General features: G+C 63.4%; 15 protein-coding genes and 3 pseudogenes. 10 read left to right on the forward strand and 8 right to left on the reverse strand.

The window, feature by feature from the left end:
- The first annotated feature begins 3 nt into the window (after positions 1–3).
- The 5 genes and pseudogenes from livM to FG93_RS19585 all read left to right on the forward strand — a co-directional run bounded on the left by livM (position 4) and on the right by FG93_RS19585 (position 4,644).
- Entirely contained in the window at positions 4–1,386 is a 1,383-nt protein-coding gene (gene livM, locus FG93_RS19565) for a high-affinity branched-chain amino acid ABC transporter permease LivM (protein WP_043237241.1), read from the forward strand.
- Positions 1,386–2,195: pseudogene (locus FG93_RS19570) on the forward strand (ABC transporter ATP-binding protein); the annotation flags it as partial. The gene livM and the pseudogene FG93_RS19570, both read left to right, overlap by 1 nt.
- A 26-nt stretch (positions 2,196–2,221) precedes the next feature.
- On the forward strand, positions 2,222–2,953 hold the full coding sequence (locus FG93_RS19575) for an ABC transporter ATP-binding protein (RefSeq protein WP_043237244.1): 732 nt from the start codon (positions 2,222–2,224) through the stop codon (positions 2,951–2,953).
- 71 nt (positions 2,954–3,024) lie between these two features.
- Complete coding sequence (locus FG93_RS19580; RefSeq protein WP_043237245.1) at positions 3,025–3,378, forward strand: DUF6867 family protein; 354 nt, start codon at positions 3,025–3,027, stop codon at positions 3,376–3,378.
- Positions 3,379–3,528: 150 nt separating this feature from the next.
- Positions 3,529–4,644 (forward strand): branched-chain amino acid ABC transporter substrate-binding protein, encoded by a 1,116-nt coding sequence (locus FG93_RS19585; RefSeq protein ID WP_043237247.1) that lies wholly within the window; start codon positions 3,529–3,531, stop codon positions 4,642–4,644.
- A 79-nt stretch (positions 4,645–4,723) separates the two neighbouring features.
- Here FG93_RS19585 and FG93_RS19590 read toward each other — a convergent pair whose 3' ends face one another.
- From FG93_RS19590 to FG93_RS19615, 6 genes are all read right to left on the reverse strand, one after another.
- The gene (locus tag FG93_RS19590; RefSeq protein ID WP_043237333.1) at positions 4,724–5,275 is read right to left on the reverse strand and encodes an alpha/beta hydrolase; all 552 of its coding nucleotides are present in this window, start codon (positions 5,273–5,275) and stop codon (positions 4,724–4,726) included.
- Between the two features lie 78 nt (positions 5,276–5,353).
- Entirely contained in the window at positions 5,354–5,542 is a 189-nt protein-coding gene (locus tag FG93_RS31310) for a metallophosphoesterase (protein WP_052513947.1), read from the reverse strand.
- A 4-nt stretch (positions 5,543–5,546) separates the two neighbouring features.
- Positions 5,547–6,854 carry an adenylosuccinate lyase gene (purB, locus tag FG93_RS19600; protein ID WP_043237249.1) on the reverse strand — a complete coding sequence of 436 codons (1,308 nt, stop codon included), beginning with the start codon at positions 6,852–6,854 and terminating at the stop codon, positions 5,547–5,549.
- Positions 6,855–7,000: 146 nt separating this feature from the next.
- Positions 7,001–7,684 carry a ribulose-phosphate 3-epimerase gene (gene rpe / locus FG93_RS19605; RefSeq protein WP_043237250.1) on the reverse strand — a complete coding sequence of 228 codons (684 nt, stop codon included), beginning with the start codon at positions 7,682–7,684 and terminating at the stop codon, positions 7,001–7,003.
- Between the two features lie 54 nt (positions 7,685–7,738).
- The gene (locus FG93_RS19610) at positions 7,739–8,416 is read right to left on the reverse strand and encodes a glutathione S-transferase family protein (protein ID WP_244448663.1); all 678 of its coding nucleotides are present in this window, start codon (positions 8,414–8,416) and stop codon (positions 7,739–7,741) included.
- A gap of 45 nt (positions 8,417–8,461) precedes the next feature.
- Positions 8,462–9,442: a hypothetical protein gene (locus FG93_RS19615; RefSeq protein ID WP_043237252.1), complete on the reverse strand. Its 981-nt coding sequence runs from the start codon at positions 9,440–9,442 to the stop codon at positions 8,462–8,464.
- 264 nt (positions 9,443–9,706) lie between these two features.
- Between FG93_RS19615 and FG93_RS19620 the strand changes: the two genes are divergently transcribed.
- From FG93_RS19620 to FG93_RS19635, 4 genes are all read left to right on the forward strand, one after another.
- Positions 9,707–10,954, forward strand: a complete 1,248-nt coding sequence (locus tag FG93_RS19620; RefSeq protein ID WP_043237336.1) for an FAD-binding oxidoreductase — start codon at positions 9,707–9,709, stop codon at positions 10,952–10,954.
- Between the two features lie 190 nt (positions 10,955–11,144).
- Positions 11,145–12,287, forward strand: coding sequence for a dipeptidase (locus FG93_RS19625; RefSeq protein WP_052513948.1), 1,143 nt, complete (start codon positions 11,145–11,147; stop codon positions 12,285–12,287).
- A gap of 344 nt (positions 12,288–12,631) precedes the next feature.
- Positions 12,632–14,515, forward strand: coding sequence for a methyl-accepting chemotaxis protein (locus FG93_RS19630; RefSeq protein ID WP_052513949.1), 1,884 nt, complete (start codon positions 12,632–12,634; stop codon positions 14,513–14,515).
- An 82-nt stretch (positions 14,516–14,597) separates the two neighbouring features.
- Positions 14,598–15,407, forward strand: a complete 810-nt coding sequence (locus FG93_RS19635) for an RNA methyltransferase (RefSeq protein ID WP_043237254.1) — start codon at positions 14,598–14,600, stop codon at positions 15,405–15,407.
- A gap of 1,150 nt (positions 15,408–16,557) precedes the next feature.
- Here the strand turns inward: FG93_RS19635 and FG93_RS19645 are convergent.
- Positions 16,558–16,812: pseudogene (locus FG93_RS19645) on the reverse strand (4Fe-4S dicluster domain-containing protein); the annotation flags it as partial.
- 2 nt (positions 16,813–16,814) lie between these two features.
- On the opposite strand from FG93_RS19645, the pseudogene FG93_RS31975 reads away from it, so the two are divergent.
- A pseudogene (locus tag FG93_RS31975) lies at positions 16,815–17,012 on the forward strand (3-methyl-2-oxobutanoate hydroxymethyltransferase); the annotation flags it as partial.
- Between the two features lie 271 nt (positions 17,013–17,283).
- Here the strand turns inward: FG93_RS31975 and FG93_RS19650 are convergent.
- On the reverse strand, positions 17,284–19,565 hold a 2,282-nt coding region (locus tag FG93_RS19650), incomplete at its 5' end, for a TonB-dependent hemoglobin/transferrin/lactoferrin family receptor (RefSeq protein WP_210165834.1).

The following is a 19,565-nucleotide window of genomic DNA, read 5'->3' on the forward strand; positions in this document are numbered from 1 at the left end:
CGCATGGCTCCCGTCAAACAGTTACCGGCCGCACGCCAGGTCGACATGATGACGGCGCTGAAGGAAGCCGCCTTCGCCGCCCTCGTCACATTCGGCCTGTGCATCCCGATCATCGCCTGGGGCACACGCCAGAACCTCGACAACGTCCTCGTCCTCGATCCGCGCTGGGATGCCGTCGCCTGGGCTGTTGCGATCATCTTCGTCGGCCGCTTCCTGATGGCGCTGCGCCAGCAGAAGCGCGGCGAAGGCAAATCGATGGTGCGGCTGCTGCCGCATGGCACGATCGGCTTCTTCCAGCGCCATTCACGCCTGTTCTCGCTGGCCGGACTCGGCTTCCTCGTCACCTTCCCGATCATTGCCATCACGCTGGCGGGTTGGGGCGGCGCGCTGAAGTGGATCGACAATTTTGGCGTCCAGATCCTGATCTACGTCATGCTCGGCTGGGGGCTGAACATCGTTGTCGGACTCGCCGGCCTGCTCGATCTGGGATACGTCGCCTTCTACGCCGTCGGTGCCTATTCCTATGCGCTTCTCGCCAAGAATTTCGGCCTGTCCTTCTGGATCCTGCTGCCGATGTCGGGGATCCTCGCTGCCTTCTGGGGCATGCTGCTCGGCTTCCCCGTCCTCAGGTTGCGCGGCGACTATCTCGCCATCGTCACCCTCGCCTTCGGCGAGATCATTCGCCTCATCCTGATCAACTGGGTCGACTTCTCGAACGGCTATGCCGGCATCTCGGGCATTCCGCGCCCGACCTTCTTCGGCATCCCGTTCACGGCGGCCGATAACGGCTTTGCAGCTGTGTTCGGCCTCGAGTTCTCGCCGCTCTATCGCACCATCTTCCTCTACTACGTCATCCTCGGACTGGCCCTGCTCACGGCGTTCGTCACGCTGAGGCTGCGTCGCCTGCCCGTCGGACGCGCCTGGGAAGCGCTGCGCGAGGACGAGATCGCCTGCCGCTCGCTCGGCATCAACACCACCAACACCAAACTGACGGCCTTTTCGCTCGGTGCGATGTTCGGGGGCTTCGCTGGCTCCTTCTTTGCCGCGCGCCAGGGCTTTATCTCGCCTGAGTCCTTCGTCTTCATGGAATCCGCGATCATTCTCGCCATCGTCGTGCTCGGCGGCATGGGTTCGCTGTGGGGTGTCGCCATCGCGGCTAGCGCAATGATCGGAGGGACCGAACTCCTGCGCGAACTCGAATGGCTGAAGCAGATCTTCGGCCCCGATTTCGACCCGACCAAATACCGCATGCTGATCTTCGGCTTTGCCATGGTCGTGATCATGATCTGGAAGCCACGAGGACTGATCTCGACACGCGAGCCGACAGCCTTTCTCAAGGAGAAGAAGGCGATCTCGGCCGATATGGTCCAGGAGGGCCACGGCTGATGACAACCCCTCCTCTGCTCCAGGTCGAACATCTGACGATGCGCTTCGGCGGCCTCACCGCCGTCAACGACCTCTCCTTCGAGGCCCGCAAGGGCGACATCACCGCGCTGATCGGCCCCAACGGGGCCGGCAAGACCACCGTCTTCAACTGCATCACGGGCTTCTACAAGCCGACCGAAGGCATGATCACGCTGACGCAGGACAACGGCGCGAGCTTCCTGCTCGAGCGCATGCCGGATTTCCGCATTTCCTGGAAGGCCAAGGTCGCCCGTACCTTCCAGAACATTCGCTTGTTCGGCGGCATGACCGTGCTGGAGAACCTGCTGATCGCGCAGCACAATCCGTTGATGATCGCGTCGGGCTTTACCTTCCTCGGCGTGCTCGGCATCGGCGGCTACAAGGCGCGCGAGAAGGAAGCCATCGAGAAGGCCAAGTTCTGGCTGGAGAAGATCAACCTGATCGATCGCGCCGACGATCCGGCCGCCGACCTGCCTTATGGCGATCAGCGCCGCCTCGAGATTGCGCGCGCCATGTGCACGGACCCCGTGCTGCTTTGCCTCGACGAACCCGCAGCGGGTTTGAACCCGCGCGAGAGCCACGATCTCAACACGCTGCTGCTTTCGATCCGCAAGGATATCGGCACGGCGCTGCTGCTGATCGAGCATGACATGTCGGTGGTGATGCAGATTTCCGATCACGTCGTGGTGCTCGACTACGGTACCAAGATCGCCGACGGCACCCCGGCCGAGGTGCAGGCCGATCCGCGCGTGATCGCGGCCTATCTCGGGGTCGACGACGAGGAAGTCGCCAAAGTGGAAGCAGAGGTCGGACTGTGATGACGGACGCCGCGCCTCTGCTCTCCGTTCGCGGGGTCAAGACCTATTACGGCAAGATCATCGCTCTGAAGGGCGTCGACGTCGACGTGCATCCGGGTGAAATCGTGACGATGATCGGCGCCAACGGCGCCGGAAAATCGACCCTGATGATGACCATCTTCGGCAATCCGCAGGCCCGCGACGGCACGGTGACTTATGAAGGCCGGGACATCACCAGGCTGCCGAGCCACGAGATCGCCCGGCTCGGCATCGCGCAATCGCCGGAAGGGCGCCGCATCTTTCCGCGCATGACCGTATTCGAGAACCTGCAGATGGGCGCCGCCGTGCGCGATCTCACCCATTTCGACGAGGATCTCGAAAAGATCTGCGTGCTCTTTCCGCGGATTCGCGAGCGTCTGCAGCAGCGCGGCGGCACGCTTTCGGGCGGCGAGCAGCAGATGGTGGCGATCGCGCGCGCGCTCATGGCGCGGCCGAGGCTGCTGCTGCTCGACGAGCCGTCGCTCGGACTCGCGCCACTGATCGTCAAGCAGATCTTCGAGGCGATTCGTGAACTCAATCGCACGCAGGGGCTGACCGTGTTCCTGGTCGAGCAGAACGCCTTCCACGCCCTGAAACTCGCTCATCGCGGCTATGTCATGGTCAACGGCCTCATCACCATGAGCGGCACTGGCCAGGAGCTGCTGGCGAACCCGCAGGTGCAGGCCGCCTATCTCGAAGGCGGGCGGCACTAGAGCCGCATGACGCATCGAGATTCAGCGCGACATGCGGTCGACATCAGGCTCAGCATCCTAGGAGCACCACGATGCAAGGCATAATCTACGAAGAGCCGACCGTCTGGCTGTTCCTGCTGGTCACCGTGATCATGGGCGGCTGGGCAGCCTGGATGACCGGGCGGGCGGTGGCGATGACCTGGCGACCGGCCTTTCAGCTGGTGCTCTATATCCTGGTGCTGGGTCTCTTCGTCCGCTTCATCCATTTCGCCCTGTTCCAGGCCACCCTCCTGACGCTGCACTACTACATCATCGACACGATCGTGCTGATGGCCTTCGGCTTCGCCGGCTGGCGCTACAACCGCGCGCGGCAGATGACGACGCAATATCGCTGGCTCTACGAGCGCACCGGCCCCTTCAGCTGGAAGCCTCGGGAAGGCGGCTAACCCCCTCCGAAAGAGCGAAAAAGTACACCGAGCTTGCCGCGTGACAGACCGTGGAAAAAGCGCAAGACTGCATTTCACGGTGGCAACACGCGCCGAGACGGGCCGAAACTCTGGCCCGTTCATAGTGACAATACAGGGGAGTCTCATCTCATGAAGAAACTGCTGTTGGGCGGTATTGCGCTCGGCGCGGTCCTCGCCTTCTCGGGCGTGGCCAATGCTCAGATCAAGCTCGGCGTCGGCGGCCCGATCACCGGCCCGAACGCGGCCTTTGGCGCACAGCTGAAGAACGGTGTCGAGCAGGCGGTGGAGGATATCAACGCGGCAGGCGGCGTGCTCGGCCAGAAGATCACGGTCTCGCTCGGCGACGACGTCTCCGATCCGAAGCAAGGCGTCTCTGTCGCCAACAAGTTCGTCGGTGACGGCGTCAAGTGGGTGGTCGGTCACTTCAACTCCGGCGTCACGATGCCGGCGTCCGAAGTCTATGCCGAAAACGGCATCCTGATGATCAGCCCTTCGGCCACAAACCCGAAGGTCACCGAGCGCGGTCTCTGGAACACCTTCCGGACCTGCGGTCGCGACGACCAGCAGGGCAGTGTCGCAGCGGCCTATCTTCTGAAGAACTTCAAGGACAAGAAGATCGCCATCGTCCACGACAAGACGACCTATGGCCAGGGTCTGGCGGACGAGACCAAGAAGGGCCTCACTGCAGGCGGCGTCAAGGAAGTGCTCTATGAAGGCGTAAACGCCGGGGAGAAGGACTTCTCGGCGCTCGTCTCCAAGATCAAGGCAGCCGGTGCCGACTACCTGTACTGGGGCGGCCTGCACACCGAAGGCGGCCTGATCGTGCGCCAGATGCGCGACCAGGGGCTGAAGACCGTGCTGGTCTCCGGCGACGGCATCACCACCGACGAGTTCGCCACGATCGGCGGCCCCGGCGTCGAAGGCACGTTGATGACCTTCCCGCCGGACCCGCAGAAGCGTCCCGAGGCGGCTACCGTCCTCAAGAAGTTCGAGGCTCGCAAGTTCAAGCCGGAAGCCTATACGCTGTACAGCTACGCCGCCGTGCAGATCATGGCCGAAGGCGCCAAGCGCGCGAACTCGACCGACCCGAAGAAGATCGCCGCCGCGCTCCATGGCGGGCAGGCCGTGAAGACCGTGATCGGCGACATCTCCTTCGACAAGAAGGGCGACATCACCCGTCCGGACTACACCGTCTACACCTGGAAGAAGGGCGCCGACGGCAAGGTGACCTACGTCGAGAATTGATCTCGGCTGCTGATCGATCCTGATCCGACCAGCCCGTCCCGGAGCGATCCGGGGCGGGTTTCGTTTTCGCGGCGCGGTCCTACAGCCCCTTGAGGAAGGTTGCGAAGCGCAGCAGACCGTCCGGCCAGGGGCCGTGCCCTGACTCGGAATTGAGATGGCCGCCATCGCCAGCATCGACGAACTCGGCTCCCCAGGCCTCGGCCAACGCCTTTGCCTCATCCTGCGTGCAGTAGGGATCGGTCGTGCTTGAGATGAGGATGGCGGGGAATGGCAGCTTCTCGCGCCGATGCTCGATGAAATCCGGCGCCATGCCGGGGATCGCCTGCTTCGCGCGCTCCGAGGCCGGCGCAACCAGGAAAGCCCCCGCGACTTCGCCGGGCTTCAGATGCTCCGCCGCATGCGCCACCGCGCTCACACCGGCCGAATGGGCGACCAGTACCACCGGCCGCTTGGCTTCGCGGACCGCAGCGACGATCCGGTTTGCCCAGGCGTCCCGGGCCGGCTTGTACCAATCGTCCTGCTCGATACGCCGGGCGGTGGTGAGCTTGGCCTCCCAGCGGCTCTGCCAATGGTCCGCTCCGGAGCCGGACCAGCCGGGAATGATGAGGATATCGGCGTCGGACGAGCGCATGGCAATCAATCGAGCTTCAGGGCGAGGCCGCGCGACAGGGCATGAGCCCAGTCGCGTCGCCCCCGGGACAGGGCTAGGTCAGCCGCAGCGGACCAGTCGTAACGTAGGGCATGAAACGAAAAGCGCCAGCCCGCGCGGTTGCAGCGGACCGGACAGGCAATCGCCGAGATTGACGACGATATCCGGCCGGGTTCGCTCCAGATCCTCGACGAGCGCCTCGAGCGCACCGAGATTGCCGTGGATATCGGCGAGGGCGGCAATGCGCATGAGTTCAGGCTTCGCCGAAGACGCGCGCGAAGATCGTGTCGACATGTTTGAAGTGATAGCCCTCGTCGAACATTGCCGCGAGCTCAGCAGCCGAGAGCTTCGCCGTCACGTCCTTGTCGGCCTTGAGATTGGTGAGAAAATCCTCGCCATGCTCCCAGGTACGCATCGCGTTGCGTTGAACCAGCGAATAGCTCTCCTCGCGGCTGGCGCCGGCCTGCGTCAGGGCGAGCAGGACACGCTGCGAATTGTGCAGGCCGCCGAGCCGGTCAAGATTCTTGCGCATGTTCTGCGGATAGACCAGCAACTTGTCGACGACGCCGGTGAGCCGGGCGAGCGCGAAATCGAGCGTCACCGTGGCATCGGGGCCGATCATGCGCTCGACCGAGGAATGCGAGATGTCCCGCTCGTGCCAGAGCGCGACGTTCTCGAGCGCCGGCGTCACCATGCCGCGAACGAGCCGCGAAAGGCCGGTCAGGTTCTCGGTCAGCACCGGGTTGCGCTTGTGCGGCATCGCCGAAGAGCCCTTCTGGCCCGGCGAGAAGAATTCCTCCGCCTCATAGACCTCGGTGCGCTGAAGATGGCGGATCTCGGTCGCCAGGCGCTCCACGCAGGATGCAACGACGCCAAGCGTCGCAAAGTACATGGCGTGACGGTCGCGCGGGATCACCTGTGTCGAGACCGGCTCGACGGCGAGGCCCATCTTCTCGGCAACATGGGCTTCGACCTGCGGATCGATATTGGCGAAGGTGCCGACAGCGCCGGAAATCGCGCAGGTCGCGATCTCGGAGCGGGCCGCGACCAGACGTTCCCGGCAGCGGCTGAACTCGGCATAGGCCTGCGCCAGCTTGAGGCCGAAGGTCACGGGCTCGGCGTGGATGCCGTGCGAGCGGCCGATCGTCGGCGTGAACTTGTGTTCGAACGCCCGGCGCTTGATCGCGGCCAGCAGCGCATCGACATCGGCAATCAGAATATCGGTGGCGCGAGCGAGCTGCACCGACAGCGTGGTGTCGAGAATGTCCGACGAGGTCATGCCCTGGTGCACGAAACGCGCCTCGGGGCCAACGATCTCGGCTAGATGCGTCAGGAAGGCGATGACGTCATGCTTGGTGACGCGCTCGATCTCGTCGATGCGGGCGACATCGAAGACCGCGTCCCTGGCCTTGGCCCAGATCGTCGCTGCAGCTTCCTTCGGCACGACACCGAGCTCGGCCAGCTTGTCGGTGGCATGCGCCTCGATCTCGAACCAGATCCGGAACCTCGTCTGCGGCTCCCAGATAGCGACCATCTCGGGACGGGAATAGCGCGGGATCATGGTTGGCCTCTCAGGAAAGCGCGCAACGTCATCCCGGACAGGCGGCGAAGCCGCGCCGATCCGGAATCCATCGCAGGGCAAGACGCACTGCGATGGATTCCCGACCTCCGCTTCGCTGTGCCCGGAATGACGGCGCAGTTACAAATTCAAATCCAGTCGCCGCGGGCGGCTTCGGCCGCCTTGCGGATCGTGGCGATATTGCCGGCATAGGCCGATGGCCCACCCTTGAACACTGCCGAGCCGGCGACGAACACATTGGCGCCGGCCTTGGCGGCCAATGGTGCCGTTTCCGGCGTGGCGCCGCCGTCGATCTCGAGCGCGATCGGACGCCCGCCGATCAGGGCGCGCACACGCGCGATCTTCTCGACCACGGAATGGATGAAGCTCTGGCCGCCAAAGCCTGGATTGACGGTCATCAGCAGGATGAGGTCGACATCGTTCAGGAGCGGCTCGATGACGCTTTCCGGCGTGCCGGGATTGAGCACGATGCCGGCCTGCTTGCCCTGCGCCTTGATGGCCTGCAGCGTACGATGCGGGTGCGGACCGGCCTCGACATGGAAGGAGATCAGGTCTGCACCTGCCTTGGCGAAGGCTTCGACATAGGGGTCGACCGGCGCGATCATCAGATGCACGTCGAAGAACTTCTTGGTGTGCGGGCGGATCGCCTTCAGCACATCGGGACCGAACGTGATGTTCGGCACGAAATGCCCGTCCATCACATCGCAATGGATCCAGTCGGCGCCTGCTGCATCGATGGCGCGAACCTCCTCCCCGAGCTTCGAGAAATCGGCGGAGAGAATGGAAGGGGCAATGCGGATGGGGCTGGTCATGCGCGAAGCGTTTAGCGCCCGCAAGCCAGCGCTGCAATCGAAACCGGGGGCCCTTCAGCGGCGTTTGACGGGGCAGGACAGCCGTCGGTCCGCTTCTTCGACCTCCTCGACCGCCGCCGCGAAGGCCGGCCGGCTGCCCAGCCGGCTGAACCAGGCCGAGAGATCGGGATAGCGCGCAAGCGCCGGGCCGCCGAGACGCACGGCCCAGAACACGCTCATGAACATGCCGATATCGGCCACCGAGAGCGCCTCGCCGAAATAATCGCGGCCGGCGAGCCTCTCGTTGAGCCCGCAATAGTGCCGCTCGAGATCGGCCTCGCCGATCAGCGCGTCCGTCTCCTGCGCTACACGCTTGTTGCGGTCCGTCGTCGGCGGCTCGTTGCGGTGCATCAGCGGCCGCAGCGCGGCGAACAGGATCTCGTCGGCGAAAAGCTCGTCCAATCGTGCGCGCGCTCTGGCGGCTGGATTGCGGGGAAGCAGCGGTGGCAGGGGATAGGCCTCGTCGAGATATTCGAGAATGACGGTGGAATCGTAGAGGACGAGCCCCTCGTCATTCATCACGGGCACCTGCCGCTTCGGATTCAGCGCCAGCACTTCGGGGTGCCGCGGATCGTAGCCCGTCACCTGGTTGAACGGCACCATGATACGCTCGAAGGCGAGGCCCTTTTCCCGTAGTGCGATCTCGACCTTGCGGGAGAACAGGCTCAGAGGCCCGGAATAGAGAGTGATCATGGCATCGCTCCTGGATTGCTGGAGCGATCGTCTCAGGCCGGATCGTCAACCCGCGTCAGCAGGCGTTTCAGCGCGTTTGATTGTCCCGGCGATGCCACGCAGCAGCCAGGGCAGCAGATAGATCGGAAACTGCGCCAGCGCAAAATACAGAAAAGTCGTCTGCGGCACGCCGGCCCCGAGCGCCGCAACCAGCAGCCCCATGTTTCGCTGACCGGTGCCATAGCCGATCATGAACCGTTCCGAGCGCTTGAACATCCGCAAGGCGAACATCGAGAGCAGAAGACCGGCGGCCGAGACCGAAAAGGCGATCACCAGGAACAGCATGACCTGTCCGGGATTGGCAACGGCTGTCCGCGTCACGCCATCCATCGCCGCAATGGCGAAGATGAAATACATCAGCACGCCAAAGCCATCGAGATTGGCCTTCATCGCGCGGATCCGGGCAGCGCCGAGCCAGTGCCGCAGGATCGCGGCAACCACCATGCCACCGCCGACGAACAGCACGAGGCGGAGCGTCAGGGCCCAGCGGTCGAGCGGCACTGCAGCGCCGGCCAGCAACTCCACCACCACCGGAGCCACCAGCGGACTGACCACCGTGGTCACCACCACGCCGGCGATGATCAGCGAAGGCTCGAAGCCGTAGAGAATCGCGACCGCCGGTGAAGACATGATCGGCGGGGCCGCGCCCATGATGGCAAGCCCGAGGATCAGGCCGGGATCAAGTGCCGCGCGACCGATGAGCAGGAACGCGCCACCGATCAACACCGCCGGGCCGAGAATGAGCCACAGGCAGGTGACGATCAGCTTGCCGGGACGGCGGATCAACCCGGCGATGATGCTGAAATCGGCGCGCAGGAAGACGACCGTGGTGAAACAGAAGATCGTTATCGGCAGAAGCGGTCGCGCCGCCGCCGAGAACTGCGGCAGGGCCAGCCCCAGAAAGATCGAGAGCGCGAAACCCTGCGTGCCATAGCGGCCGAGAAGGGCAAGGCCTGCAGCGAGGAAGGCGGCGAAACGCGAGAGCATGAAGGCCTGAATCGGTGCGACAACTGCGCCACACTGGCTGATCACGACGCTGGCGTCACCCGCCGTTCGGGAAGGTCAGTCCTGCGTGGCGCAGAATCTTGCGCGAAAATGAGCAGTTTGAGGGCGCAGCAGGCGATCAGCGCTCAGTTGGCGCAAAACTTGCGAAACATTCGTCGTTTGACCGCAAAAATGCGCCATGCCGCTGACATCGCGGCGCAGCGCGGTATTTTGAGCCCGGCAAACAGGGCCGACAGGAGCGAAAAAATGCGGACCGATACGATTGTTCTCGGCGCGGGGATCGTCGGCATCTCGGTGGCGCTGCACCTGCAGAAGGCCGGCCGTTCCGTGCTGCTGGTCGACCGGCGCGGACCGGGCGAGGAAACCAGCTATGGCAATGCCGGCCTGATTCAGCGCGAAGGCGTCTATCCCTACGGCTTCCCGCATGATTTCGGCGCCTTGTTCCGCTACGCGCTGAACAACACCATCGATGCGTCCTACCATTGGAACGCGATCCCCAAGCTCGCGCCCTTCCTGCTGTCCTACTGGCTGCATTCGCGCCCCTCCAAGCACGAGGCGATCGCCCATCAATACGCCACCCTGATCGAGCATTGCGTCACCGAGCATGACGCGCTCGCGGCCGAGGCCGGGGCGACGCATCTGCTGCGCCGCAAGGGCTGGATGAAGGTGTTCCGCTCTGCGGCCGAGCAGGATGCAAGACTGGCCGAGGCGGCCAAGTGGAACAAGGAGTTCGGGCTGAACTACCGCCCGCTCGATGTCGCGACGCTGCGAGCCGAGGAGCCCCATCTCGACCAGAGCCTGATCGGCGGCCTGCACTGGACCGATCCGGTCACGGTGATCGACCCGCTTGGCCTGTCGAAGGCGTATGTCGCTCTGTTTGAAAAGCTCGGCGGGAAGCTCGCTCAGGGCGATGCCGGCACGCTCGCACAGGACGGCCAGGGCTGGAGCATCACGCTCGCCGACGGCACCCGCGCCAGCGCGCATGACGCCGTGATCGCACTCGGCCCCTGGGCCGATGTCCTGACCAACCGGCTCGGCTACCACCTGCCGCTCGCAGTGAAGCGCGGTTACCACATGCACTACAAGCCGCTCGGCAATGCAGTGCTGAACCACCCTGTCCTCGACACCGAGCGCGGCTATTTCCTGGCTCCGATGGTGAAGGGCATTCGGTTGACCACGGGCGCCGAGTTCGCGCTGCGTGACTCGCCGAAGACGCCGGTTCAGCTCGCCCGCGCAGAACCGATCGCCAAGACACTGTTCCCGCTCGGCGAGCGGGTCGATGCCGAACCCTGGCTCGGCAACCGCCCCTGCACACCGGACATGATGCCGATCATCGGCCCGGCGCCGAAGCACCGCAATCTCTGGTTTTCGTTTGGCCATGCCCATCACGGGCTCACGCTGGCCGCAGTAACCGGGCGCATGGTCGCCGAGATGGTGACCGGCGAGAAGGTCTTCGTCGATCCTGCCCCGTTTGCGCCTTCCCGCTTCACCTGAGACGGTGATGCCGTCATTCCCGGGGTGCGCTTGCCGCCGCCGGGAATGATGTCTCCCCAAGAGACCTGGCCAGGCCCGGGCCTGACGCCGCACGCATCAGACAGCGAGCCGGCATGCGTCATCGCCCCTCGCCTCGCCTGCAAAGCCCTGCCACGATCCCTGCCGTTTCGAATCCCCTCCAAGGTGCGCCATGGCCCTCGCCAAAACCCCAGTCCAGGACAATGCCTATGCCGCGGCGCTCGCTCTGCTCGACCGCGCCCCGCTGATCGACGGCCATAACGATCTTCCCTATGTCATCCGGCTCGATGGCAAGGCGAAGGGCGATGTCGCGGCCTATGATCTGACCAAGGTCCACCCCGAGACCGACACCGACATTCCGCGCATGCAGGCGGGCAAGCTCGCGGGCCAGTTCTTCGCGGCCTATGTGCCGCCGAACCACCCGAAGCCCGCTGGTTTCGCGCTCGCCCAGATCGCGCTGATGCAGAATGTGCTGGCGAGGCATCCAAAGGTCTTCCGCCCGGGCCTCTCCGCCACCGATGTCGCGGCTGCGAAGGCCGAAGACAGGATCGCCCTGTTCATGACGATCGAGAACGGGTCGGCGATCGACAACGAGCTCGATGCGCTCGATGCCTATTCGGCCCTCGGCGTGCGCCTCATGACACTTTGCCATAATGGCACGCATGACTGGTGCGATTCAGCGACCGATGCCCCGCGCCATAACGGTCTGTCCGCCTTCGGCAAGGACGTGGTCCGGCGCATGAACAGGCTCGGCATGATCGTCGACCTCGCTCATGTCTCGCCGAAGGTGATGCATGATGCGCTCGACGTCAGCAGCGCGCCGCTCGTCTGGTCGCACTCGAACGCGTTCACGCTCTGCGACCACCCCCGCAACGTGCCCGACGATGTGCTCGATCGCGTCGCCGGTAACAACGGCATCGTCATGGCGACCTTCGTGCCTGACTTCATCAGCCAGGCCTCGCGCGACTGGCACCGTCCGGCCAAGGACCAATACGGCAAGACACCGGACGGCATGGACTACAAGAAGGCCGAGGCCGAGATCGTCGCCAAATCCGGCCCACGCCCGACAGCAACGCTGGCGCAGTATTGCGACCATCTCGACTATCTCGCCAAGCGCATCGGCTACGACCATATCGGCATCGGTTCGGACTTCTTCGGTGGCCTCGCACCGGAGGGGCTGGAAGACAACTCGACCTTCCCGGCCCTGATCGCCGAATTGATTCGCCGTGGCTGGTCGGAAGAAAACCTGGAGAAGCTCGCGGGCGGCAACATGCTGCGCGTGATGCGTGCTGTGGAGGCGGCGGCGGAGCGCTGAGACGCTCCCAAGCCACTCCAGGCTCCCGGCGGGGCTCAAAACAACCGAAATCCGGCTCCGGCCATGCAGGTCAGGCCGCAGGAATACTTGTGCGGCTAGAGCATGCTGCGAAAAAGTGGCAACGGTTTTTCGCAGCAAGCATGCTCTAAACTATGAGAGTCGATCACGTTTTCTGCGTTTGGACGATTTCGTCCAAACGCAGTGTGATCTGATGGCTGGTCCCATTTCCAAAGGTCTCGCACAGGAAACAAACGCGTGCTGATCGATCAGTTTTAGCTTTCTTAACGCCCGAAATGTCACGGAGCTGCGCAGCTCCAGCTGTTGCGAGCATTTCGAGGATCGACATGACGTTAGGTAATATTCGTATCAGCATCAAGATCGCAGCAGCGATGCTGATTGTCGGGTTGATTGGCCTGGTCGCGACGATTCTGAGCAGCGTGCAGTTGAGCGAGGTCGACAGCACCTATTCCGAGCTGATCAATTCGCGCAGCAAGGCAACGCTTGCCACCGCTCGTTCGGCGCGCGCCGCAAACGATATTCTGGCTCAGGCCTACAAGGTCATTGCCTATCCTCGCGAGACCGATGGTGCACGCAATGCCCAGAGCCAGCTGCAGCGCTCCTATGGCCTGGCGCTTGAACTGCTGAAGGAGGGACAGTCCCACCTTCCGCAGCGGGCCGCTGAATACGACGCCCTGACCAAGCAGGTCACCGACATCAAGGAGGGCGTCGATCGCGCGCTCTATTACGGCGCCAATGATGACAGCGAACGGGCGCTGGCCGTGATGGACGAGCTCGACGGCAAGCTCACCGCTGTCGTCCGCAACATCACCGACTTCAACAACGCGCTTGGAAAGGATACCGAGACGACCAGCGGAAGGTTGAGCTCGGAGACGAAGCGCACCATCGCCACTGTCATCGGCGGCAGCCTGCTTGGCCTGTTGATTGGCCTGGGCGGCGCGATGTGGATGTCGGCGAAGAGCATCACTGGCCCATTGGCCCGGTTGAAAGGCACGATGGAGCGGCTCGCCGCCAGCGATTTCGATGCCGAGATCGAGGGTCAGACGCGGCGTGACGAAGTCGGCGAAATGGCCCGGGCCGTGCTGATCTTCAAGGAGAATGGCCTCGAGATGCGCCGGCTCGAAGCTCAGACCACCGAGCAGGAGCGCCTGACCGATGCAGAGCGTCGTCGCAACGAGGCCGAGCGCCAGCGCGTCGAGGCCGAGCGGGCGATGCTCGCCAAGGAACAACAGCATGTCGTCGGGCTGCTCGCCGCTGGCCTGGAGATGCTGGCGCAGGGCGATCTGACCTACCGCATCGACGACAATGTCGCGGCCGACTATCTCAAGCTCCGCGACGACTTCAACGGTGCGGTGAACCGCCTCTCCGAGACCGTCGCGACGATCCAGACGACCTCGGTCGATGTCGCCAATGCCGCACGCGAAATCAATATGGGCGCCGACGACCTGTCGAAGCGCACCGAAGAGCAGGCCTCCTCGCTCGAGGAAACCGCCGCGACGACGGAAGAGCTTGCCGCATCCGTCAAGGCGTCCGCCTTGTCGTCCCGCCAGGCCGTACTGCTCGCCAACGAGGCGACCGAGGTTGCCGAGAAGGGCGGCGCGATCGTCACCGACGCCGTCGCCGCCATGGCGCGGATCGAACAGGCCTCACGCAAGATCTCGGACATCACGTCGGTTATCGACGAGATCGCCTTCCAGACGAACCTGCTTGCGCTTAACGCAGCTGTCGAGGCAGCCCGCGCCGGCGATGCGGGCAAGGGCTTTGCCGTGGTCGCCTCGGAGGTCCGCACCCTGGCCCAGCGCTCCTCCGAAGCAGCCAAGGACATCACCTCACTGATCAGCGAATCGGGTGTCGAGGTCGCCCAAGGTGTCGGCCTGGTCCGATCGGCCGGCGAGGCGCTCGGCAAGATCGTCGAAGCCTCGAAGAAGGTTTCCGCCACCGTCTCCGACATCTCCGCGGCCTCGGCCGAGCAGGCCAACGGCATCGATGAAATGAGCCAGACCGTCGCCCATATGGACGAGATGACGCAGCAGAACGCGGCCCTCGCCGAAGAGAGCGCCGCGTCCGCCAGCTCACTGACCGGCCAGATCCAGCGCCTGAACGGACTCGTCTCCAGCTTCCGGATCAAGGAAGAGCGGGTGCAGCCGCAGCGCGGGACGGACTCCATGGTGAATGCAGGGCTTGGCTTCGGCCTGCGCCGCAGCGCTTGACGCCGCTCTTGCCGGCAGCTGATAGGATCGGGCTTTCGAGCCCGGTCCCAGAACCGGCGAGATCGCTACCGCAGAGTACCCGATGACCGGCTCAGGCACAGACCGCACCCGCCCCCCCACACAGACACCCGCCCCGGTCATCATTCTGGTCGAACCGCAAATGGCCGAGAACATCGGCATGTGTGCTCGCGCCATGGCGAATTTCGGCCTCTCGGAGATGCGGCTCGTGGCCCCTCGCGACGGCTGGCCCGCTGGTGGAGGCCTGAAGAAGGGCGCGACCGCCGCGGCCTCAGGCGCGACCCACATCCTCGAGAATGCCCGGCTCTACCCCGACGCCGCCGCCGCGACGGCCGATCTCAATCATCTGCTTGCCACCACGGCCCGCGAGCGCGGCCAGATGAAGCGCGTCTTCACGCCAGCCGAGGTGATGCCGCCCCTTGCCGAACGCGTCAGCCGCGGCGAGCGCGTCGGTATCCTGTTCGGTCGCGAGCGCATCGGCCTGACCAATGAGGAGATCTCGCTCGCCGACGCGATCCTGACCTTCCCCGTCAACCCCGCCTTCGCCTCGCTCAATCTCGCCCAGGCCGTGCTGTTGACCGGCTATGAGTGGTTCAAGACGACGAATGGCGAGCCGCCCTTCCGCGAGAACAATCCCTCGCCGCCCGCAACCCGCGAGACGGTGTTCTCGATGTTCGGCTATCTCGAAGGTGAACTTGAGCGCTGTGGCTTCTTCCCGCCCGGCAAGAAGCCGGTCATGACCGCCAATCTGCGCGACATCCTGCACCGCCTGGAGATGACCGAGCAGGAGGCGCGCACATTGCGTGGCGTGTTCAAGTCCCTCGCAGAGGGGCCGCGGCACCCGCGTCCGGTGAAGACCGACGAAGGCGAATAGACGAGCCCCTTTTGGGGCAAGCAAGAAGGGCCGGAGCCTTGCTGCCCCGGCCCTTCTTGACGTTCCGCCCTCAGGCCGAAGCTTAGAACTTGTGAGATGGATAACGATTGCCACTAAATGTTATAAGCAGCTGAAAGATTTCATTTATCTGATCCAATCTTAGATTACCCACGATAAAAAAAGTGTAAAAAATGGCGTCTCGCATCCGAATCGACCAGGGGCTGCAGACAGTGATAGCCCGGCGCGCCTTCAATAGCGCTGTAGCCGGGCTATCGCTGTGTGCAGTTCCGGATCCAGAAGCTCTCAGGCGCACCATGCCCAACCGTGGAAATCATTCATTCCGTCCCAACCGATCAATCTTAGGGGCTAGTGGCTGGAGCAGTTCGCTTTGTGCCTTAGCTCCTAGTGCGAGATTGTAGAGCAATGTCTGGTGTCGTTCTTCATAAGCGGCCAGCTTGCTCTCGAGGTCATGGATCTTGCTCCGAAGACCATCTCGTTCGCGACGAAGAGTGACGACTTCTGGATCGCGATTGCGATTTGGATTCCGCCTAACACGTTCACTTTCCAAACGGAGTTCGTGACGACGCACACTGTAGGCCTGCTTAATAGGATCGCGATTTGAGAGCGCTTGCCGGGACCATCCCACCGCATCGCTCCCTCGTTTGGTTGATAGCCGTCGCACGCCCTGGATTTCTCGAGCCACCCGGTTGCGAATAAATTCCCAAGTAAGCGGTTGTGATGGCCAAGTTCGAACAAGTTCCACAATCTGTTCGATGTCCCTTTGCGTCATGGCACGGCGCGCGTTCGACCGTGGCGGCGATTTCGTGCGACGAGGTTTTACGGCGACGGACGGGGATTCCATTGCGACAACCCGGCTCTTTCTCATCTCGTCTCCTTTCGTAGGAGTCCAATAAAGATCGAGGAAATTCTTGAGGCAACCCCAAGCAGGATCACCGCGTGTTGGCGCTGCCATGCCCTGCCTTCGCTCTCCCTGCATCTACCCGGGTTTCACGGGCAACCTCTGGTGGCGTCGGCAATCTGATCCGCGCGGCGCAGCGCGCCAACGCCATGCACTCAAAGGCCTCGTCCCGTGTGTCTCACACTCATATCTCATCCAGCGCCGGCCCCGGCTTAGGGGGCCAGTGCCTCATCACATGTTCGAGTAACCCGGACCACCGCCGCCCTCGGGCACGACCCAGGTGATGTTCTGGGCAGGGTCCTTGATGTCGCATGTCTTGCAGTGCACGCAGTTCTGCGCGTTGATGACGAAACGCGGATCGCTTTTCGTCTCGGTATCCTTGTAGACGACCTCGTAGACGCCGGCCGGGCAGTAGAGCCGAGCGGGCTCGCCATAGAGCGGCAGGTTCTTCGCCACCGGGATAGACGGGTCGGTCAGCTTCAGATGCCCGCCGCGGCGAGCGCGCTCTCCTGATCGTCGACATGCCGTTTGGTAGCTACGAGCGCAGCCCCGAGCAGGCATTCGAAAGCGCCAGTCGCCTTATGGCGGAGACCAGTTGCGAGGGGGTGAAAATCGAAGGCGGGACTGAGATGTCGCAAACAATTCGCTTTCTGGTTGCCCGCGGTATCCCAGTGATGGGCCATGTATAGCGACGTGGCATCGAGGGCGATGCCGTGCGGGGGACCTTCCACAATCACAAAACGCTCACCGGTGCTCGGGAAAGCGGTAGTCTTTACCCGATATTGATCAGCATTAGCGTTCAATATCAGACCCCTACGGCTCAGAACCTTACAGTTTCATATTACCCAACTTCATGACAAGGGCAATTGAGAAAGGGCGGCATCAATTTAAACCAACCTTCTCTCAATAAATCAGGATGTTAGGCCTTCATACGTTACACTTCCAGATTATCCATTTCTAGAATTGGTACTTCAACGTCGCCTTCACCGTGCGACCCGGCTCGCTGTAGTAATCGCGCGCTTGGGCAAGCGTGCCCGTCGGAACGTTGACCGCATCAAAGTACTTGCGATCGAAGATGTTGTAGACACCGACCTGCAGTTCGATATCTGCGAGCTTTGTCGGGCGCCACCAGGCCGAAGCATTGAAGAGCGCATAGCCCGGCGCCTTGAATCCGGCAGTCGTACCTGTGGTCGCAGCGACGTCATCGCGCGCAGCGGCCAGCTTGGTCGAGACCTCGGCACCCCAGATGCCGGTCCCGTAGGCGATCGCGACAATACCCTGCATCGGCGGGATCGAATTCAGGAAGGTGTCGTTGTCCTTGTTCTGCCCACGGGTATAGGCGAAGGAGCCGCGCGCCAGCCAGTTCTCGGCGAAGGCATACTGGACGTTCGCCTCGACGCCCTGAATTTCGGCCCGCGCGACGTTTCGCGGCCCCTGGATGCCGCCCTGCGGATAGAGCGCATCCGGAGGCGCAATCTGCACGGTCTCGATGAAGTTGCGGTAATTGGTGTGGAAATACGTCACCGAGCCGCCGAACGCCCGGTCGCCGAAGCGGAAGCCGACATCGATGCCATTGCTGGTTTCAGGGCGCAGCGTGGGGTCGCCGATGCGCAGATAGGTGCCAACCGCGCCGAAACGGCCATAGAGTTCGCTTGCTGTCGGCGCGCGGAAGCCCTTCGACCACTGCGCGAAAGCCGTAACGTCCCTGAACATGCCGACATCCTTGAGGATGTCGTATTCGAGCCGCACCCGCGGCGACCAGGCGCTGTCGCTGGAAGCCGGCGGCAAGCCGACCGGATTGGAGCCGCCATTGGTGTAGGCCGGCGTGTTCTGCGGCTTCTCCTCATACCAGTCGAACCGGACGCCGGGCGTGAGGCGCAGACGGTTGTCGAGCATGCCGATCTCGTCATACGCGAAGATGCCGATCGCATTGCCGTCGACCTTCGGCTGGTCGGCCTGATTGGTGTGCAGGTTGTTGCAGGCGCTGAAGGCGCCGGTATAGGGCCGGCGGCAATTGTCGACGCCAGCCGAATACTGGTTCAGCGTCGTCGTGCGCAGTTCGGTGCCAAGCGTGACGCCGTGCGAGAAGATACCGGTCTGGAAGCTCTTCACGACATGGCCGTTGAAGCCGAAGGCCTCCTGCTCGGTTTCGTTGTTGCGGCTATAGGGACCGATGACGCTGGTGAAGCGGTAGGCTGAGACCAGGGCGTTGCGCTTGACGTTCTGCCAGTAAAGATGGGCATGGGCCTCGTCGAGGAAACCACCCGGCAGCTTGTAATCATAGGTCAGCGAGACGCGCTGGCGCTCGACATCCTCACCGGTGTCGTAGTTGCCCGGGCGAAAATTGCCGGTGGGCGACACTGTCGAGGTCAGGACGTTGACCCTGTCCTCGCGCTTGAACAATTCGCCCGTAATGCCGAAACGATGCACATCGTCGACATAGTGCTGGATCTTCGCGAGCAGGCCGTATTGCGCGAAATCCGTCGGGTTCGGCATCGTTCGGGTCGGCCCGATGCTGTCGATCGTACCCTTGTTCCCGGTTTCATGCCCATCGCGGAAGCTGCCCTGGAGCAGGAAATAGGTCTGCTGCAGCCGCGCCGCGACTGCGGCGCTGCCGAACCAGGCCTCGTCGGTGCTGTCATAGCCGGTCTTGGCGAGCGCACCGAACTGGCGGCCGCCCTTGATCAGGTCCTTGGGGTCGAGCGTGCGGACGGCTAGCACGCCGCCCAGCGCCCCGGAGCCAAGCACGCTGGCGCCACTGCCGCCGCGCAGGAGGTCGAGCGTGGACAGCGCATCGAAGTCGAAGGCATTGGTCGAACTGCGGTCGATTCGGGTGTCGGTCAGAAACGGTTGCCTGATGCCGTCGACCGTGGTCAGCACACGCGGGCCATCGAGACCGCGAATATTGATGCTGTTGTTCTGGCGATTGAAGCTGATGCCCGCTTCGACCCGGTTGGCCAGTTCGGAAATGCTCTGGACCTGCTGCCTGTCGAGCTCTTCGCGTGTCGTACGGGTGGTCGTCGGCCCCGCGACCAGCGGCGCGCCGGTGATTCCCTCACCCTGGACGGTAATGGTGTCCAGAACGACCGGACCCTCGGCAGCTTGAGGAGAAGCCGGTTGCTGGGCGGCGAGAACCCGTTGCTGCGCGCCGGCTTGTGACGCTGTCATCAACACAAGAACGCCAAGCGCCACGCCGTAACGCAGCCCGCCAGAATGCCCGCCCATAGTCAGAACCCCGC

It is taken from the genome of Allobosea sp. LC85 (assembly GCF_000735605.1).
Taxonomy (GTDB): domain Bacteria; phylum Pseudomonadota; class Alphaproteobacteria; order Rhizobiales; family Beijerinckiaceae; genus Allobosea.

What these genes read in the sequence shown, in the direction of transcription:
- livM (WP_043237241.1), top strand. Translation starts at nt 4, where the DNA reads ATGGCTCCCGTCAAACAGTTACCGGCCGCACGCCAGGTCGACATGATG.
- FG93_RS19575 (WP_043237244.1), top strand. Translation starts at nt 2,222, where the DNA reads ATGACGGACGCCGCGCCTCTGCTCTCCGTTCGCGGGGTCAAGACCTAT.
- FG93_RS19580 (WP_043237245.1), top strand. Translation starts at nt 3,025, where the DNA reads ATGCAAGGCATAATCTACGAAGAGCCGACCGTCTGGCTGTTCCTGCTG.
- FG93_RS19585 (WP_043237247.1), top strand. Translation starts at nt 3,529, where the DNA reads ATGAAGAAACTGCTGTTGGGCGGTATTGCGCTCGGCGCGGTCCTCGCC.
- FG93_RS19590 (WP_043237333.1), bottom strand. Translation starts at nt 5,275, where the DNA reads ATGCGCTCGTCCGACGCCGATATCCTCATCATTCCCGGCTGGTCCGGC.
- FG93_RS31310 (WP_052513947.1), bottom strand. Translation starts at nt 5,542, where the DNA reads ATGCGCATTGCCGCCCTCGCCGATATCCACGGCAATCTCGGTGCGCTC.
- purB (WP_043237249.1), bottom strand. Translation starts at nt 6,854, where the DNA reads ATGATCCCGCGCTATTCCCGTCCCGAGATGGTCGCTATCTGGGAGCCG.
- rpe (WP_043237250.1), bottom strand. Translation starts at nt 7,684, where the DNA reads ATGACCAGCCCCATCCGCATTGCCCCTTCCATTCTCTCCGCCGATTTC.
- FG93_RS19610 (WP_244448663.1), bottom strand. Translation starts at nt 8,416, where the DNA reads ATGATCACTCTCTATTCCGGGCCTCTGAGCCTGTTCTCCCGCAAGGTC.
- FG93_RS19615 (WP_043237252.1), bottom strand. Translation starts at nt 9,442, where the DNA reads ATGCTCTCGCGTTTCGCCGCCTTCCTCGCTGCAGGCCTTGCCCTTCTC.
- FG93_RS19620 (WP_043237336.1), top strand. Translation starts at nt 9,707, where the DNA reads ATGCGGACCGATACGATTGTTCTCGGCGCGGGGATCGTCGGCATCTCG.
- FG93_RS19625 (WP_052513948.1), top strand. Translation starts at nt 11,145, where the DNA reads ATGGCCCTCGCCAAAACCCCAGTCCAGGACAATGCCTATGCCGCGGCG.
- FG93_RS19630 (WP_052513949.1), top strand. Translation starts at nt 12,632, where the DNA reads ATGACGTTAGGTAATATTCGTATCAGCATCAAGATCGCAGCAGCGATG.
- FG93_RS19635 (WP_043237254.1), top strand. Translation starts at nt 14,598, where the DNA reads ATGACCGGCTCAGGCACAGACCGCACCCGCCCCCCCACACAGACACCC.